Source organism: Microbacterium sp. A8/3-1 (assembly GCF_040267695.1).
GTDB lineage: Bacteria > Actinomycetota > Actinomycetes > Actinomycetales > Microbacteriaceae > Microbacterium > Microbacterium luteolum.
This window is the reverse complement of record NZ_CP158357.1, coordinates 1300009-1316355: the sequence shown is the minus strand read 5'-3', so window position 1 is coordinate 1316355 and position 16347 is coordinate 1300009. Positions and strand designations below refer to the sequence as shown.

Sequence of the window (16347 nt, the reverse complement as noted above, 5' to 3'; positions counted from 1 at the left end):
AAGGACGCCACCCCGCGATAGGCTCGCGGGGTGGCGTCCTTCTCCTTCGGCACCGGCAATGCGGCCAAGCTGCTCCGGATCCCGCTCTATGCCGCAGGACGCATGGGTACGTTCCTCGTTCCGCGCGGTCGACGCTGGGTGTTCGGCTGCGGCGCGGGGATCGGCGACGGCGCGCTGGCTCTGCAGCGCTATGCATCGGACGCCGGACACGACACGCTGTGGCTCACGTCGTCCGACCGGGAGGATCGCGATGCCGCGGCGCTCGGCATCCGCACTGCGCGCAAGACCGGCCTGCGGGGCTGGTGGGCGACCGCCAGAGCGGGCGTGCTCGTCGTCACGCACGGCCTCGGCGACGTCAACCGCTACGCGAACGGCGGGGCCTTCGTCGTGCAGCTCTGGCACGGCATCCCGCTGAAGCGCATCGGCCTCGACTCGTCGGCCACCACGCAGGTCCCGAACGTTCCCGGCGCACCGCTGCTGCGCCGGGTCGTCGGGCTGCTGTATCGCGGTGCCGCCCAGCGCATCAGGGTCCTGCCCGCGGCCTCGCATCGTTCTCGCGGTCGCCTGGAATCGGCGTTCGGGCTGGGCGATGACCGGGTCGTCGTCACGGGCGAGCCACGGGTCGATGTGCTGTCCACCGGATCAGTCGACGAGCGCAGGGCCGCGGCATCCGCTCTGCTGCGTCGCGCGGTCGGCACCGTCCCCGAGAGCGCTCGCGTGATCCTCTACGCGCCCACCTGGCGCGACGGGGCGGCAGACCCCGCGGTGCCGTCCGCGTCGGAATGGGTGCGGATCATCCGTGTGCTCGAAGAGGAGGATGCGATCCTCCTGGTGCGATCTCACCCGCTCGGCGAAGGCGGCTACGCCCCTCCGCTGCCCAGCAGGAGAGTGCGGATGCTGGGGGCCTCCGTCGTCGCCGACGTCACGCCGGTACTCGCCGCGGTCGACGTGCTGATCACCGATTACTCCTCGCTCGCCTATGACGTTGGTCTGCTTCGGACGCCCGTGCTGTATCTCGCCCCGGACGCGCGGGAGTACGCCCGCACGCGCGGGTTCTACGGACGGTACGAGGACGTCGCGGGCGCGGACCCCGCGCCGGGCTGGGATGCCGTCCTCGGGCAGCTCCGCGGCCTGCTTTCCGAGCCGACCGCGTACGACGCGGCGTCGGCGCGTTCCGCTACGCTCAGCGCGGAGATGCATGCATACCGAGACGGGCGCAACACCGATCGGGTGTACCAGGCAATCCGCGCGCGGGGGATCCCCGCACCGAAGGGAGCAGCATGACAACGGCCCGGATCGATGAAGCGGCCGAAGCGCTGATCATCGCAGGGACCGGTCAGCGACCGGCGACCGCGGAGCTGTCCGGACCGCGGGCGCGCGTCGAGGCGCGCATCACCGGCGGAGGGAAGACCTGGAAGGCCGTGTTCCCGCTGCAGGCATCGCGGTGGGGCGGCCCCGCTCTGCCGCTGCCGACGGGCGAATACGAACTGCACATCGCCGATGCGGACCTCGACGATCTGCGGATCGCGCCGACCATGCTGGCCGGCGTCCGCGTCGCGGTCGACGGCGGCGCGGTGCACGTCGCCGCACCGATCGATCCCGTGTACGAGACCGTCGAGGGGCAGTCGACGCTCGAAGGGCGCTACGTGGCCCAGGCCGGGGGCACAGAGAACGCCGTCTTCTTCGAGAGCTTCTACGGCCGCAGCGTCGGCTGCAACCCGCAGGCGATCGACCGCGAGCTCGCGGCTCGCGCACCGGGGCTTCGACGCTACTGGAGCGTCGTGGACCTCTCGGTCGCGGTGCCGGAAGGCGCGATCGCGGTCGTCGAGGGCAGCCCGGAGTGGTGGCACGCCCGAGGCGCCGCGCGGCTCCTGGTCGTGAACGACTGGCTGCGCCGCCGGTTCGTGCGCAAGCCGGGGCAGAAGGTGCTGCAGACCTGGCACGGCACGCCGCTCAAACGGCTCGCCCTCCACCGTCCGGGCTTCGACCCGCGCCGGATGGCGGCCGTCGTGAAGGAATCTCGGCGATGGGACGTGCTGCTCGCGCAGAACACCTACTCCGAGCGCATTCTCCGGAAGGCATATGCCTTCTTCGGCAGGCCGATCTGGGTCGAGGGCTACCCTCGCGACGATGCTCTCACCACCGGCGATCCGACCGCGATCCGTGAGGCTCTGGGCATCGGCGATCAGGAGCGGGTCCTGCTCTACGCGCCGACCTGGCGCGACGACCGCACGGAGATGGTCGACTTCATCGATCCGGAGCTCCTCGCCCGGCAGGCCGACGCCGTGGTGCTCGTCCGCGGGCATTCGCGCACGCTGCAGCAGGGACGCGATCGCGCGGGCGCCCGGGTGATCGACGTCACCGGCTACCCCGAGACCGCTCAGCTGCTCCTCGCCGCCGACGCGCTCATCACCGACTACTCCTCGGTGATGTTCGACTTCAGCGTCACCGGCAAGCCGATGTACTTCCTCGTGCCGGACATGGATCACTACCGCGGGCAGTTGCGCGGCTTCTACTTCGACCTCGCCGAGCGGGCACCGGGGCCGCTGGTGCGCACGCAGGACGAGCTCGCTGCCGTGCTCGCCGATCCCGGCCAGGAAGCCACGTATGCGAGCCGGTACGCGGCGTGGCGTGCGCAGTTCAACAGGCGGGATGACGGTCGTGCCGCCGAGCGCGTGGTCGACCGGATCCTGGATCTGGGTTTCGTCAGCCCCTGAGGCGTCGAGGCGCCGTCACGGCAGCGGGGTGTTCCGGGTGCCGAGGCGCGACGCGTCGACGGTGTCGCGCGCGCCGCGCAGCACGCCGCCGAGGAAGCCGATGCCCCAAGACAGGTGCATCGTCGGGAGCACGAGCAGGGTCCACAGCTTCTGACGGAGCCCGCCTCCGCCCGGGGCCAGGGCGACGGCGAGGACGAGCAGCAGATACAGCGCGAGCGGCCCGTAGACCACGACGGAGGCGACCAGGGAGGCGATTCCCGAGAGCACTCCGGTGAGCTGCAGGGCGCCGACGACGACGGCGAGGGCGACGACGAGCACGAGCGCCGGCGGAGCGAAGTAGCGGATGCCGTTGCGGCGACCGAATCGGCGCACCAGCTCACCGCGCCAGGCGCCGGTCGCGCGGAACTGACGGGCGAGGCGGAGCCAGCTCTCCCTCGGCCAGTACGTCACGGAGAGGCTCGGGTCGAACCAGACGCGGTGTCCGGCCTGGCGGATCCGGAGATTGAGCTCCCAGTCCTCGCCGCGCCGGATCGTCTCGTCGAAGAGGCCGACCTCGTCGAGCACCTCACGGCGCATCACACCGAGGTACGCCGATTCGGCTTCCCCCTCGTGCGTGCGACCGTGATATGCGCCGCCGCCGAGGCCGACCGGCGAGTTGTAGAGCCGGGCGACCGCCTTCTGGAAGGGAGTGCGGCCCTCCGCGTGCATGACGCCGCCGACGTTGGCGGACTGCGTGCGTTCGAGCGTCTCCAGGGCACGGGCCGCGTAGCCGGGGGAGAGCTCCGAGTGGGCATCGACGCGGACGATCGTCGCGTAGCGGCTCGCTCCGATCGCGGCGTTCAATCCCACCGGGATGTGCGCGGCGGGGTTCCGCACCAGACGGATGCGGTCGTCGGCCGCAGCGAGCCGCTCGGCCAGCTCGGTCGTCCCGTCCGTCGAGGGTCCGAGTGCGAGGACGAGCTCGGCGGTGCCGGCGACATCCTGGGCGAGCACAGAGGCGACGGCGTGCTCCAGGTACGCCCGCTCGTTGAGCACCGGCATCACGAAGGACACCCCGGCTTCGGGCGTGACGGATTCGTTGGCTGGCACATGACGATCATGGCACGACGACATCGCGCGTTCCCTGATGCGCGCTCCGGGAGCGGGCGCGGGACGAACTATTCTGGAGGGATGGGTGCATTGTCTGACGCCAAGAAGGCGTACCGTCTCCTCACGCGCGCGCTGGCGTCCCGCAGCGCCGTGCAGCGCGTGCGACGGCGCCTCGCCGAGCACGAGCCGCATCCGCTCGATCATTTCCAGGTCGCGGTGTACTTCGCCGACGGCGCGGTGAACATGTATCAGATGCGGCAGTGGTACCGGCCGCTCGCAGAGCTCGCGAAGCGCTGGCCGGTCGTCGTGCTCTCGCGGTCGGCGGCGGGCGCCGAGAAGCTGCTCGACGAGGACGGGCCGCCGGTGGCCTTCGTGCCGAAGGTCCGCGACCTCGAGCGGTTCATCGCCCACCAGGACATCCGGGTCGTGCTGTACGTCAACCAGAACACCCGCAACTTCCAGATGTTCCGCTACGGACGCCGCTGGCACGTGTTCATCAACCACGGCGAGTCCGACAAGATGTACATGACCACGAACCAGTACAAGGCCTACGACTACGCCTTCGTGGCAGGTCAGGCGGCGCGGGATCGTCTCTCGCGCACGCTGTGGGACTACGACGTCGACCGCCGCACGATGGACATCGGCCGTCCGCAGGCGGATCACTACTCCGGCACGCTGCCCTACACGCCCGACGAGCGCACCGTGGTCCTGTACGCGCCGACCTGGGAGGGCGACCGCCCCAGTGCGCACTACGGCTCGATCGCCTCACACGGCGAGACGCTTGTGAAGCAGCTGCTGGCGACCGGCACGCACCGGGTGATCTACCGCCCGCATCCCCGCAGCGGCGTCGTCGACGAGGCGTACGGAGCAGCCCACCGCAGGATCATCGCGGCGATCAGCGCCGCCAACGCCGCCGACCGCAGCGCGCAGCACATCTACGACGACGGTGCCGATCTGGGCTGGCAGCTCTCCGCCGCGGATGTCGCGGTCGTCGACATCTCGGCCATGGTCTACGACCGGCTCGCAGCGGGCAAGCCGCTCATGATCACGCGGCCGGCCGACGAGCGCGCCGCGATCGATTCCACGGGCTACCTCGCGGACTGCGAGTGGCTGACGGTCGCCGACGCCTCCCGGATCGTCTCCGAGGTCGAGCGTGTCCGTGCGGACGATGCGGCCGTCGCCCGACTGAAGATGTGGGTGCAGCACTACTTCGGCGACACGACGCCCGGCGTCGCGACGGAGAAGTTCCATGCGGCCATCGAGCGCCTCATGCAGGAGTGGGAGCAGTGGCAGGCGAACGACCTCGGGGCGATCCGCGAGGACGAGGACGACGACGACGAAGAGGGCGACGAGGAAGACGCATGAGCGCCGACCTCGCGCGTGCTCGCGATGTCGCCGCGCGGCTGGAAGCGCTTCCGCGCACGGGCTCCACGAACGCCGATCTCCGCGAGCGGGCCGATGACGTCGAGGGCTGGCCGCATCTCTCCGTGCTGGTCACGAGAAACCAGACCGCGGGGCGCGGGCGGCTCGACCGCACCTGGGTGGCGCCGGACGGGGCGTCGCTGGCGGTCTCCGTCCTGCTGCGCCGTCTTCCGGCCGATCCAGCCGCGCGCGGCTGGATCCCGCTGGCTGCCGGAGCGGCGATGGCCGAGGCCGTCTCCGCCCAGCTGCCCGGGCGCGACGTCGCGGTCAAGTGGCCCAACGACGTCCTGGTCGACGGGCGCAAGATCTGCGGCATCCTGGCGGAGGCGACGACGGATGCCGTCATCGTCGGATCCGGCGTCAACACGGCCATGACAGCGGAGCAGCTGCCCGTGCCGACGGCCACCTCCTTCGCCGTGCTCGGCGTCGAGGTCGATGAGGACCGGCTGCTGGCGGACTACCTGCGGTCGCTCTCCTCCTCGCTCGCCGCGCTGGCCGCGGCCGACGACGCCGTCGCGAGCGGCTTGCACGCCGCCGTGACCGCGCGCTGCGCGACCCTCGGTCTCGTCGTGCGGGTCTCGCTCCCCGGCGATCTCGTGCTCGAAGGCCTGGCCACGGCGCTCGACTCCGAGGGCCGCCTGCTCGTCTCGGTGGACGGGTCCGAGCGGGCGATCTCGGCGGGCGACGTGGTGCACGTGCGCCCCGCGTGAACTGACACGCCGCCGCGCAGACCGCTTTGTCGCAGATCACGGGCACAATGGTGGGGTGACTCAGCCCGTGACGCTCGGAGGTCGGCCGGTGATGCCGCCACCCGGCGTGCCGACCGAAGAGCTGCTCATCGCGCGGTTGCGGAGCCACGCGCGCCGGCTGTTCTGGTCGGCGCTGGTCCTGATCGCCGTGTTCGGCGCGACGGCGTACTTCTACGACAACCTGCCGGCGGGTCTCGAGAACTGGATGATGCTGTCCGCGGCGGGCCTCGTGATCCTGTTCGTCGTGGTGGTGCCGTTCGTCGTCTGGTACTCGCGCAGCACGACGGTGACCACCAGGAGGGTCATCGCGCATCAGGGGATCGGCGCGCGTCGACGTCGTGAGATGTCGCACGCCAGGGGGTACACGATCGCGGTGCGCCGCGGGCCGCTGCAGCGGCTGTGGGGGACAGGGACGATCACGCTGTCGAACGGCGTCGACGATCCGCTGCGCCTTCCGAACGTGCCCAACGTCACGCTGGTCCACGAGACGCTCGCCGACCAGATCGAAGTCGGTCAGATCCTCGCGCATCGTGACGCGCAGGGCGGTTCCGACCACGTCGACGACGTCTGACCCGGCACGTCGCATTCGGCCGTCACACGGTCGCTGGCCCTCGGGGTCGAAGGCGACCTCCTCCGTGCGCGAGAATGGTCCAGACGAATGGAGGCGGCACATGACGCTGCGTGTGGGCGTGATCGGTGGAGGACAGCTGGCCCGGATGATGATCGCTCCGGCGGTCGAGCTCGGACTCGACCTGCGGGTGCTCGCGGAGGACGACGGCATGTCCGCCCGACTTGCGGCGACCGCCGTCGGCGACTACCGCGACATCGACGCCGTGCGGGCATTCGCGGCGGACGTCGACGTGATCACGTTCGACCATGAGCACGTTCCTCAGGAGGTGCTGCGGACCCTCGTCGCCGAGGGCGTCGCGGTGCACCCGGGGCCGGACGCCCTGCGGTTCGCGCAGGACAAGCTGGCGATGCGCGCGCGCCTCACCGAGCTCGGCATCCCGCAGCCCGAGTGGGCGGCGGTGCGCGATGCGGAGGAGCTCCAGGCGTTCCTCGACGCCCACGACGGCAGAGGCGTCGTCAAGACGCCGCGCGGGGGTTACGACGGCAAGGGTGTGCGGGTCGTCCGTGCCGCCGACGAAGCCCAGGACTGGCTCGACGCGGTCGCCGAGGGCGATGCGCTGCTCGTCGAGGAGCTCGTGCCGTTCGTCCGGGAGCTCGCACAGCAGGTGGCTCGCCGTCCCAGCGGTCAGATCGTCGCCTACCCGGTCGTCGAGACCGTGCAGCGCGGCGGTGTCTGCGCCGAGGTCATCGCGCCCGCGCCGGCTGCGACCGAGCGTCTCTCGCAGGTCGCCGAGGAGATCGGTCGCACGATCGCCGAAGGGCTCGCGGTGACGGGCATGCTCGCCGTGGAGCTCTTCGAGACCGACGACGAGCGGATCCTCGTCAACGAGCTCGCGATGCGTCCGCACAACAGCGGGCACTGGGGCCAGGACGGTGCCGTGACCGGGCAGTTCGAGCAGCACCTGCGCGCCGTGGCCGACCTTCCCCTCGGAAGCACCGCTCCGCGGGCGGCGTGGTCGGTCATGGTGAACATCCTGGGCGGCCCGACGGAAGGCACGCTCGAGGAGCGTTTCGACGCGGCGATGGCCGAGCACCCCACCGCGAAGATCCACACCTACGGCAAGGCTCCGCGACCCGGCCGCAAGGTCGGGCACGTCAACGTCTCGGGCGACGACCTCGACGATGCCGTGTACGTCGCCAGAGCGGCTGCCGCGCACTTCGACTGAGCGCCCGCAACACCGGTCAACAGGTGTGCCGTTCAGGGCTTCTCACAGCAGCAGACCGTAGCCTGATCTGGTGACCGAGCCACTGCACTCCTCCGCCGCGCCGCTGGTCGGCGTGATCATGGGATCCGACTCCGACTGGCGTGTCATGAGCGACGCGTCGCAGGCGCTCACGGACTTCGGAATCCCGCATGAGGTCGAGGTCGTCTCGGCGCACCGCACGCCGGACAAGCTGATGTCCTACGCGCGCGAGGCCCGATCCCGCGGCATCCGCGTGATCATCGCCGGGGCCGGGGGAGCGGCGCACCTGCCGGGGATGGTCGCCTCGATGACGGCGCTCCCGGTCGTGGGCGTGCCGGTGCCCCTCGCGTACCTCGACGGCATGGATTCGCTCCTCTCGATCGTGCAGATGCCCGCCGGTATCCCCGTTGCGACGGTCTCGATCGGCGGAGCCCGCAACGCGGGGCTGCTCGCCGCCCGCATCCTGGGCACGGCCGACGCCGACCTCGCCGACCGGGTGGAGGCTTACGCGCGCGACCTCGAGGCTCAGGTCGAGCAGAAGAACGAACGGCTGAAGGGCTCGCTGTGACCCTTGCGCCGCCGCGCGCGACAGGGCGCCCGCTGATCGAGAACCGGCCGCTGCGGCATCCGGACTCCTCCGACGCCGGGCAGATGGCGAAGCGCGGGTGGTGGCTCGTCGTGCTCAATCTCCTCGTTCCCGGATCGGCGCAGGTCCTCGCCGGCAATCGGCGGCTCGGACGCTTCGGCCTCCGCGCCACGGTGTTCGCCTGGTTCGCGCTGATCGTCACAGCCGGTCTCGCCCTGTTCGCCCGCCCGGCGCTGCTGTGGCTCACGATCGGCGGCGGGTTCCTCTCGGCCGCGGTGCTCACGATCGTGCAGGTCCTGCTGGTCGCGTATGTCGTGCTCTGGATCGTCCTGACCTTCGACGCTCTCCGTCTGGTGCGCCTCGTCAAGGTCTCGAGCCCTTCGCGGTTCGCGATCCCCGTCGTGGCGCTGATCCTGCTCGGTCTCGTCGGCGGTGGCGCGGGCTATGCGGCGACCGTGGTGGGGTCGACGCGCAGCACCATCTCCACGATCTTCGGGCAGAGCGGACCGAGTCTTCCGCCGAGCGACGGCTACTACAACATCCTGCTCCTGGGCGCCGACAGCGGCGACGGGCGCGACTCGATGCGGTTCGACAGCATCTCGGTGGTCTCGGTCAACGCCGACACCGGCGCCGTGACGATCACCGGCATCCCGCGCGAGCTTCCGAACGCACCGTTCAGCGAGGGCAGTCCGATGCAGGAGCTCTACCCCGACGGATTCGAGGGCTACAGCTCCGATGACTGCGGCTGGAACGGCTGGATGAACCACGTGCGCAACGCCGCGGAGATCTGCCGTGAGGATCAGGGAGCGTCGCTCTACCCTGACGCCGTCGCGCAGGGGTCGGACCCCGGCATCGAAGCGACGAAGGATGCCGCGGAAGGCGTGCTGGGAATCGAGATCCCGTACTACGTGTTCGTCGACATGCACGGATTCGCGGAGCTCGTGGATGCTCTGGGTGGTGTGAACATCAACGTGACCGAGCGCCTGCCGATGGGCGGCCCGCCGGAAGGCTGGGAGGGCACGGATGTGAACGAGTGGGCGATCGGCTGGATCGAGCCGGGTCAGCAGCTCATGAACGGCGACACCGCCCAGTGGTATGCCCGTTCGCGGTACACGACCAGCGACTGGGATCGGATGAAGCGTCAGCGGGAGCTGCAGGAGGCGATCCTCGCCCAGTTCACCCCGCAGACCGTCCTCAGCCGGTTCAACGAGGTCGCGGCGGCGGGAACCGCGCTCATCAGCACCGACCTCCCTCAGGACAAGCTGCCGGAGTTCTTCGACCTGATGCTCAAGGCGAAGGAGCAGACGGTCACGTCGATCGAGCTCACCCCGGACTTCGGAGTCGACGAGTTCGAGCCGGACTACGCGTACATCCAGGAGATGATCCGGCAGTCGCTGCATCCCCCGACGGCGACGCCGACGCCCGAGCCGTGATCCGGTAGGCCGGGAACCCCTGACCGACGCCTGCGCGAATCCGAGCCGCGATCAGAATGCTCGGTCCAGCCCAGGCACGCCGCAACCCACGACCTTCTCCCTGAGGAGGAGGCCGTGGGCTTCCGGTGCGGCCACCGGGATCGCCAGACGACGGTGATCGGAGGGGGAGGGATCACCGTCGTCCAGCCGACCACCGCACGAGGCGGCAGCCAGACTCAGGCGCGCTTGCGGCGAGCCGCACCAGCGGCGACGAGCGCCCCGCCGGCGACGAGAGCAACGGCTCCGCCACCGAGGATCCACGGCGAAACACTGCCGCCGGTGAGCGCCAGCTCCGATCCTGCAGGCGCGACGCCCGGATCGTGATCGCAGCTCACGGCAGAGTCATGACCGTGCGAGACCGTGATCGTCGCCGTGTACGAGCGCGAGCCTTCGAAGGCGATGGCATAGGAGCCCTCACCGTCGGACGGCGGACGGAACGTCACGGTCATGCTTCCGTCTTCGGCGGCGGTGTTGCCCGAGACGGCCGCGTTCGCGGCGTTCAGACCCGAAACCGACACGTTCACCGTCTCGGACGGCAGGAAGTAGCCGGATCCGAAGACGATGGTCGAGACCTCGCAGATGTCGATGATCGGATCATCGACGTTCACGCCAGGAGTCTCGGCGTAGGAGCCGGATGTCGCAGCCGGCACAGAAGGCGCAGCGGTCGCAACGGTCGGCGCGATGAATACCAGCGCGCCAGCGGTAAGGCTGATGGCAGCCAGTTTCTTCAGCATGATTTCTCCCCAGAATTTCACGCGGAATCGCACCCGAACACACCCCTGCGTTCGACTGCGTGGGCTCATCCTGCCCCCACGGCAGGAAGACAGAGCCCAGATATTCCCCAGTGCCTCGACAGTAGCCTATCCGGCAGCGAAAGTCACGAACCGCACCGCAGTTCTTCGCGGGAGATCTCCGGAGCCTCGATCAGGGGCGTGACGATCGCCTCCGTGAGCCGCTGGCCCGCGCCATCGCCCTGGAACTCCACGGTGATCGTGGTCGACTCGCCCGGCGCGAGGAGCACCTCGTGCTGGACGACGGAACGGTCGCCCAGCATGGCCGTCTGCACGCTCTCCTCGTCGCCGTCACGGTCGATGTGCGAGGGCGTCGCGCCCTCCGGCCCGTAGACGGCGATGAGGGTCCGCACGGAACCGGCGGGGACGCCGTAGTAGCCAGCGCCGGTGACGTAGGGCGGCAGCGAAGTCGCGGCATCGGAGGGGGCCGTGTTCGTCCAGGTGACGCGGACCTGCGTCGTCGCCTCGCCCTGGCAGCTGCCGATCGCGGTCACGACCGAGGCCCGCGTGTAATAGTCCATCTTGGCGCCGGTGGTGTCGTTCATCAGCACGCCCACGTACGTGGCGTCGGCGCTGTCCTTCGGGATCGTCCCCCCGAGGGCGGAGGCCGTGAGCACCGCCTCCTCGTCTTCGTGGGCGCTCCAGATGCGGATGCGGCCCTCGCCGGCGGATTCGGCGAGGGCGCCGATGAGCGCCTTCGTGTCGCCGCCGGAGAGAGCTGCGCCGAACAGCCCGCTCGCGGCCTGGGCGAAGACGTCGTCCTGGGCGGCGGGGTCCGGGACGGCCGCGTAGATCTCGGAGAGCAGGATGCTGATGATCGTCTCGGGGGTCGCGGTGAACGGGCCGAAGCTGAGGTCGCCGGTGGCCTCCATGAGGTGCTCGGCCACCACGGCGTCGACGGCGATCACGCCGTCGATCTCGCCACCGAAGCGGCCCTGCCACCTCGCCGCGATCGTCGCCCCCGCCTCGGCGAAGTCGGGGATGCTGGTGATGTTCTGCAGGTAGCGGCCGGGCCGGTCGTCGAAGAGCGCGACGGTCGACTCGCTCAGCGGGAGCGCGGTGTCGAGACCGGGGAAGTCCCTGGTGGATGCCTGGGTGCCCAGCGTGATCCGCCCGCCCTCCGCATGCAGCAGGGCGATCGATCCGATGATCCCGCCCGACGAGCGCAGCTCGGCGTTGTTCTGCATCGCCAGCACGTAGTCGCGCGGTCCGTCTCCTCCGAGCATGGTCGGCAGCAGCACCGCGGCGCCGTGGAGGGAGCCCACCACGGTCGCGGCCTCGGTCACGGACCCTCGGAGCTCCCGCACGGCCTCGGCGAGCGGGGGAAGGGTCGCATCCGCGTCGATCTGCTGAGCGCGCTGCTCCGCCCCGGTGAGGGCCGCACTCGCCGCCCCGAGCGGCTTCTCGATCTCGGCGAAGGGCTCAAGGTCGATCGCGCCGTCCGCGAAGCCGAGGCTTCCCAGATCGAAGTCGGCGGCGACGCCGAGGAGCGGGGCGAGGGCGTCCGCCGACACGTCGTCGGCGATCTCTGCCACGTCGCTCACGGCGCGGAAGTTCGGTCCGAGCCAGGGGACGTAGCCGAACGCCTGCCAGACCGGATCGGAGGTGAGGTCGCGCGCCGAGCGGGCGTTGCCTGCGATGCTCTCGGCGATGGGCTCCGCGCCGTCGAGGTCACCCTCGGCGATCGCGTCCTTGAGCTGCGAAGCCCCCTTGGCGACCAGCTGGAGATCGCTCACCGCGCCGATGCCGCGGATGGCGACCCATCCGATCGCCAGGACCAGAAGGGTCAGGACGAGGCCGACGGTCCAACCGATCCATCGGCGCCGCCGGGGAAGTCGACCGTCGCTCACGTGAGCATTCAAGCACGAACTGCCGCCGCGCCGGTGGGCGGATGCCGTCGGAGGCCGGACTTTCGGGCGGCACGGGGGTGGGATCCACGGCAGAAGGTGGCGGCGAGGATAGCCTGAGCGCATGGGTGCTCGGCTGCGTGTTGTTCTGGATCAGCTCGTGCACGTCGTCGACGCGGATCAGGCCTCGGCTGCCGTGGATCTGGCGATCGGCCTCGTGGCGACGGCTCCCTCGGGATGCACGGTCGATGCGATCGTGCCCGCCGGTGCAGAGGTCACCGTGACCGGGGTGTCCGACGTGCGCACGCTCAACCTCGGACGGCGGGAGCTGGCCGCGGCCTGGCAGCTGGGCATCGCGCCCGGCGTCGGCGGTGGGCTGATCCATTCGCCGAGCCTGATGGCGCCGCTCGTGCGACACGATCGCGTACACGACAACGATCAGACCACGGTGACCGTCTGGGATCTGCAGGCCTGGGACGCCCCTGAGCTGCTCCCGAAGAGCGCGGTGGCCTGGCAGCGCGCCATGCTGAAGAGAGCGGTCAAGCACGCCGACGCCGTTGTCGTGCCGTCGCATGCCGTGGCGGAGCGGCTGTCCGAGGTGGCGAAGCTCCGAGGTCGCGTTCGGGTGATCGCCGGCGCCGCGCCGCGCGGGTTCGTGACGCCGCGTGATGCCGAGGCGCGTCGCGCTGCGCTGTCGATGCCGGGGGAGTACGTGGTGCTCACGGGGACGGCGGCCTCGCTCGACGCAGGATTCCGCGGTGCTGTCGCCGCGGGCGTCGATGCGGTCGTGCTCGATGCACCGGAAGGGGCGGAGCCGCGACTGGCCGAGCTGGCGTCCGCCGCAGGTCTCCCCGAGAGGCGCGCGCATGTGCGCGGAGTGCTGTCCCCGGAGGACCGTGCCGCCGTGCTCGCCGGTGCCGCGGCGTTCGCGGCCACCAGCCCTGTCGCCGGCTGGCCGTGGCGTGCGGTGGAGGCGATGACGCTCGGCACCCCGGTCGTCGCGATCGACAGCGGCGCGCATCAGGACGTGATCGCAGACGGCGGGCTGCTGGTGCCTGAGGACGGCATCGCGGATGCCCTCGCCGCAGCATCTCGAGAAGGGGCGCCGCGCCTGCGCGTCCTCGCCGCCGACCGGTCGCGGGCGTTCTCGTGGGCGAGCTCCGCGGAGCGCGTGTGGGGCCTGCACGCCGATCTGTGACGGCTGAATCCGGCCTGTGCGTGCGGGCGACACGCGCAATCCATACAGCGGATTCTCAGTAACAGTGGCATCATCCTGTAACTTCCGTCACACTGGTCACATGTCTCGACGTGCCCCACGCTCGCGAAACACCCTGAGGATCTCCCGACTCCTCACCTGTTTCCTCGCCGTCTCCGCCCTGATCGTCGGCACGGTGGTCCCCGCCACCGCCGCCGCCGCGTCCATGTCGTCGAGCATCTCGACCTCGGCGAAAGCCTCTGCCGACCCCGTCGCCGCCGGACTGGCGAAGACGACGCTCGTCGGCTTCAACGCGGGCAATCTCATCAGCGACGCCGTGTTCACGAACAAGAACTCGATGACCGAGGCGCAGATCCAGACCTTCTTCAACAGCAAGGTATCCCGCTGCCTGGGCGGCACGGACGAGGACGGCCGACGGATCGTCTGCCTCAAGGACTTCACGATCTCGTCTGTGACGCGCCCGGCTGACGCGTACTGCAACGGATACACGGGGGCCGCGAACGAGACGGCGGCGCGCATCATCTACCGCGTGGCGCAGTCGTGCAACATCAACCCGCAGGTGCTGATCGTGATGCTCCAGAAGGAGCAGGGCCTCGTCACGCACTCGTGGCCGAGCGCGTGGCGCTACGACATCGCCCTCGGACAGGGCTGCCCTGACACCGCGCCGTGCGATCCGCAGTACGTCGGCTTCTTCCACCAGATCTACGGTGCCGCGCGGCAGATGCAGATCTACATGGAAGGCAAGTGGTTCCAGTGGTACGCGCCGTACCGGACCTGGAACATCCAGTACAACCCGAACGCCGGGTGCGGTTCCTCGCCGGTCTACATCGCGAACAAGGCCACGTCGGCGCTCTACTACTACACGCCGTATCAGCCGAACCAGAACGCGCTCAACGCCGGATACGGCGACAGCGGCGACCCGTGCTCCGCCTACGGCAACCGCAACTTCTACAACTACTTCACGGACTGGTTCGGCTCGACGCAGGTCCCGACCTCGATGACGCCGACGCTGTCCTCGATCGATCAGAGCTCGTTCGTGCTCGGCGTCGACGGCGCGGGGGACGTCTTCGGATACCCGTACCTGAACGGCGCCTGGGGCGATCGAGTCAAGGTCGGCGGAGGGATGACCGGGGTCAAGAAGTTCTTCGGCGTCGGAGACCTCGACGGTGACGGGCGTCGCGACTTCGTCGCCATCAAGACGACCGGTGCCGCTCAGGTCGTGCGGAGCAACGGAACCACCACGATGCCCGCGCCGACCACTCTGGCCGGTGACTGGTCCGGAGTGCTGTTGGCGACGCCCGCCGGCGACTTCGACGGTGACGGCGTCCCGGATCTGTTCACGACCGACGCCGCCGGACGCCTCCTGCTCTGGCCCGGTGACAACCGCGGGGGCTTCCTCGCCCCGCGCGTCGTGGGCACCGGATGGTCCGCGATGAACCTGATCAGCGGCAACGGCGACTTCGACGGCGATGGCCGTCCTGACCTCGTCGCACGCGACGGCGGAGGGCGCCTCTACCTCTACTCCGGCAACGGCGGCGGAGGCTGGAAGGCATCGAGGCAGATCGGCAACGGCTGGCAGGGCTTCACCGACATCTTCAACACCGGCGACTTCAACGGAGACGGCGTCTCCGACCTTCTCACGACCAACTCGTCCGGCACGCTCCGGTTGTATCGCGGCGCGGGCGGCGGAGCGATCGGCGCGGACATCGCGATCGGGCTGGGATGGCAGACGGTGAACGCGTCGGTGTCCGGTGCGGCGGTGTGGGGTCCCCGGTCCCTGCCCGCAGGCGTCGGCAACGTCGACGGCGCACCGGGTCGCGACATCGTGGCGATGACGACGACCGGCGAGGTGCGCGTCTACGGCACGACCGGCAACGGGAACTGGGGCGGCATCGCGCGCCCGGCGAGCACCTGGGCGGCGACGGACAGGCTGACCCCGATGGGCGACTTCAACGGCGACGGATTCAGCGACCTCGGCCAGGTCGATGCCGCCGGCACCTTCTACCTCCACCCCGGTGTGGCGGGCGGCGGTTTCGGTCCTCGCATCGTCATCGGCAACGGATGGGGATCGTTCACCCGCATCGTCGGCGGTCTCGACTTCGACGGCAACAGGGTGCCCGACGTGCTCGTCGTCGACGCCAGGGGCGACCTTCGGCTGTACCGCGGGAACGGTGCCGGTGGATGGGGTTCGGGCCTCGGTGCCACGATCGGCCAGGGCTGGGCAGGGTTCACGGATCTCTTCAGCGTGGGCGACTTCGACGGCGACGGCAAGGCCGACCTGATGGGCCGCACGGCCGGGGGCGTGCTCATGCTCTACTCGACGACCGGTGACGGCAACTGGGGCAACGCGCGCTCGATCGGCCAGGGTTGGGGCGGGATGTCATCGGTGTTCAGCATGGGCGACTTCAACGGCGACGGAAACAGCGACGTGCTCGCGGTGACGACGACGGGCGACATGTACATCTATCGCGGCAACGGGCGCGCAGGCTGGACCGCGGACCCGACCCGCATCAACATGGGCTGGCAGATCATGAAGCAGATCATCTGACCGACGTGTCGCACCGCACGAGGGCACCCTTCGGGGTGTCCTCGGCGCGTTTCCAGGGGTGCCATAGGATACTGGGATGCGTCGTGGCGACCGCCA

Annotated in this window: 13 protein-coding genes; 10 read left to right on the top strand and 3 right to left on the bottom strand. The window is 70.0% G+C overall.

Annotated features, from left to right (window positions below):
* Positions 1 to 30 precede the first annotated feature (30 nt).
* Both ABS642_RS06580 and ABS642_RS06575 read left to right on the top strand, forming a co-directional pair.
* Positions 31 to 1284, top strand: coding sequence for a CDP-glycerol glycerophosphotransferase family protein (locus ABS642_RS06580; RefSeq protein WP_350352690.1), 1254 nt, complete (start codon positions 31 to 33; stop codon positions 1282 to 1284).
* Entirely contained in the window at positions 1281 to 2717 is a 1437-nt protein-coding gene (locus ABS642_RS06575) for a CDP-glycerol glycerophosphotransferase family protein (RefSeq protein WP_350352689.1), read from the top strand. The genes ABS642_RS06580 and ABS642_RS06575 overlap by 4 nt, the downstream gene beginning before the upstream one ends.
* 15 nt (positions 2718 to 2732) lie before the next feature.
* Here the strand turns inward: ABS642_RS06575 and ABS642_RS06570 are convergent, their stop codons facing one another.
* A complete protein-coding gene (locus tag ABS642_RS06570) occupies positions 2733 to 3830 on the bottom strand; it encodes a glycosyltransferase family 2 protein (RefSeq protein WP_350352688.1) in 1098 nt (365 codons plus the stop codon).
* Between the two features lie 57 nt (positions 3831 to 3887).
* On the opposite strand from ABS642_RS06570, the gene ABS642_RS06565 reads away from it, so the two are divergent.
* The 6 genes from ABS642_RS06565 (at position 3888) to ABS642_RS06540 (ending at position 9810) form a co-directional block, all read left to right on the top strand.
* A complete protein-coding gene (locus tag ABS642_RS06565; protein WP_350352687.1) occupies positions 3888 to 5171 on the top strand; it encodes a CDP-glycerol glycerophosphotransferase family protein in 1284 nt (427 codons plus the stop codon).
* Positions 5168 to 5938: a biotin--[acetyl-CoA-carboxylase] ligase gene (locus tag ABS642_RS06560; RefSeq protein ID WP_350352686.1), complete on the top strand. Its 771-nt coding sequence runs from the start codon at positions 5168 to 5170 to the stop codon at positions 5936 to 5938. Before ABS642_RS06565 ends, ABS642_RS06560 begins: the two co-directional genes overlap by 4 nt.
* A 55-nt stretch (positions 5939 to 5993) precedes the next feature.
* The gene (locus ABS642_RS06555) at positions 5994 to 6548 is read left to right on the top strand and encodes a PH domain-containing protein (RefSeq protein WP_350352685.1); all 555 of its coding nucleotides are present in this window, start codon (positions 5994 to 5996) and stop codon (positions 6546 to 6548) included.
* A 100-nt stretch (positions 6549 to 6648) separates the two neighbouring features.
* A complete protein-coding gene (locus tag ABS642_RS06550; protein ID WP_350352684.1) occupies positions 6649 to 7773 on the top strand; it encodes a 5-(carboxyamino)imidazole ribonucleotide synthase in 1125 nt (374 codons plus the stop codon).
* A 118-nt stretch (positions 7774 to 7891) separates the two neighbouring features.
* On the top strand, positions 7892 to 8359 hold the full coding sequence (gene purE / locus ABS642_RS06545; protein ID WP_282217506.1) for a 5-(carboxyamino)imidazole ribonucleotide mutase: 468 nt from the start codon (positions 7892 to 7894) through the stop codon (positions 8357 to 8359).
* The gene (locus ABS642_RS06540) at positions 8356 to 9810 is read left to right on the top strand and encodes an LCP family protein (RefSeq protein ID WP_350352683.1); all 1455 of its coding nucleotides are present in this window, start codon (positions 8356 to 8358) and stop codon (positions 9808 to 9810) included. The genes purE and ABS642_RS06540 overlap by 4 nt, the downstream gene beginning before the upstream one ends.
* Positions 9811 to 10025: 215 nt before the next feature.
* On the opposite strand, the gene ABS642_RS06535 is transcribed toward ABS642_RS06540, so the two are convergent.
* Together ABS642_RS06535 and ABS642_RS06530 are read right to left on the bottom strand one after the other, a co-directional pair.
* A complete protein-coding gene (locus ABS642_RS06535; protein WP_282213888.1) occupies positions 10026 to 10457 on the bottom strand; it encodes a hypothetical protein in 432 nt (143 codons plus the stop codon).
* A gap of 269 nt (positions 10458 to 10726) precedes the next feature.
* Positions 10727 to 12490, bottom strand: coding sequence for a DUF4012 domain-containing protein (locus ABS642_RS06530; RefSeq protein WP_350352682.1), 1764 nt, complete (start codon positions 12488 to 12490; stop codon positions 10727 to 10729).
* A 121-nt stretch (positions 12491 to 12611) separates the two neighbouring features.
* Between ABS642_RS06530 and ABS642_RS06525 the strand changes: the two genes are divergently transcribed.
* Both ABS642_RS06525 and ABS642_RS06520 read left to right on the top strand, forming a co-directional pair.
* The gene (locus tag ABS642_RS06525) at positions 12612 to 13685 is read left to right on the top strand and encodes a glycosyltransferase (RefSeq protein ID WP_350352681.1); all 1074 of its coding nucleotides are present in this window, start codon (positions 12612 to 12614) and stop codon (positions 13683 to 13685) included.
* A gap of 100 nt (positions 13686 to 13785) precedes the next feature.
* Positions 13786 to 16251, top strand: a complete 2466-nt coding sequence (locus ABS642_RS06520) for a VCBS repeat-containing protein (RefSeq protein ID WP_350352680.1) — start codon at positions 13786 to 13788, stop codon at positions 16249 to 16251.
* Positions 16252 to 16347: the final 96 nt, after the last annotated feature.

Excerpts from the sequence above, each read along its gene's own strand:
- ABS642_RS06525 (WP_350352681.1), top strand. The coding sequence starts at position 12,612 with ATGGGTGCTCGGCTGCGTGTTGTTCTGGATCAGCTCGTGCACGTCGTC.
- ABS642_RS06520 (WP_350352680.1), top strand. The coding sequence starts at position 13,786 with ATGTCTCGACGTGCCCCACGCTCGCGAAACACCCTGAGGATCTCCCGA.
- ABS642_RS06575 (WP_350352689.1), top strand. The coding sequence starts at position 1,281 with ATGACAACGGCCCGGATCGATGAAGCGGCCGAAGCGCTGATCATCGCA.
- purE (WP_282217506.1), top strand. The coding sequence starts at position 7,892 with ATGGGATCCGACTCCGACTGGCGTGTCATGAGCGACGCGTCGCAGGCG.
- ABS642_RS06570 (WP_350352688.1), bottom strand. The coding sequence starts at position 3,830 with ATGTCGTCGTGCCATGATCGTCATGTGCCAGCCAACGAATCCGTCACG.
- ABS642_RS06560 (WP_350352686.1), top strand. The coding sequence starts at position 5,168 with ATGAGCGCCGACCTCGCGCGTGCTCGCGATGTCGCCGCGCGGCTGGAA.
- ABS642_RS06550 (WP_350352684.1), top strand. The coding sequence starts at position 6,649 with ATGACGCTGCGTGTGGGCGTGATCGGTGGAGGACAGCTGGCCCGGATG.
- ABS642_RS06565 (WP_350352687.1), top strand. The coding sequence starts at position 3,888 with ATGGGTGCATTGTCTGACGCCAAGAAGGCGTACCGTCTCCTCACGCGC.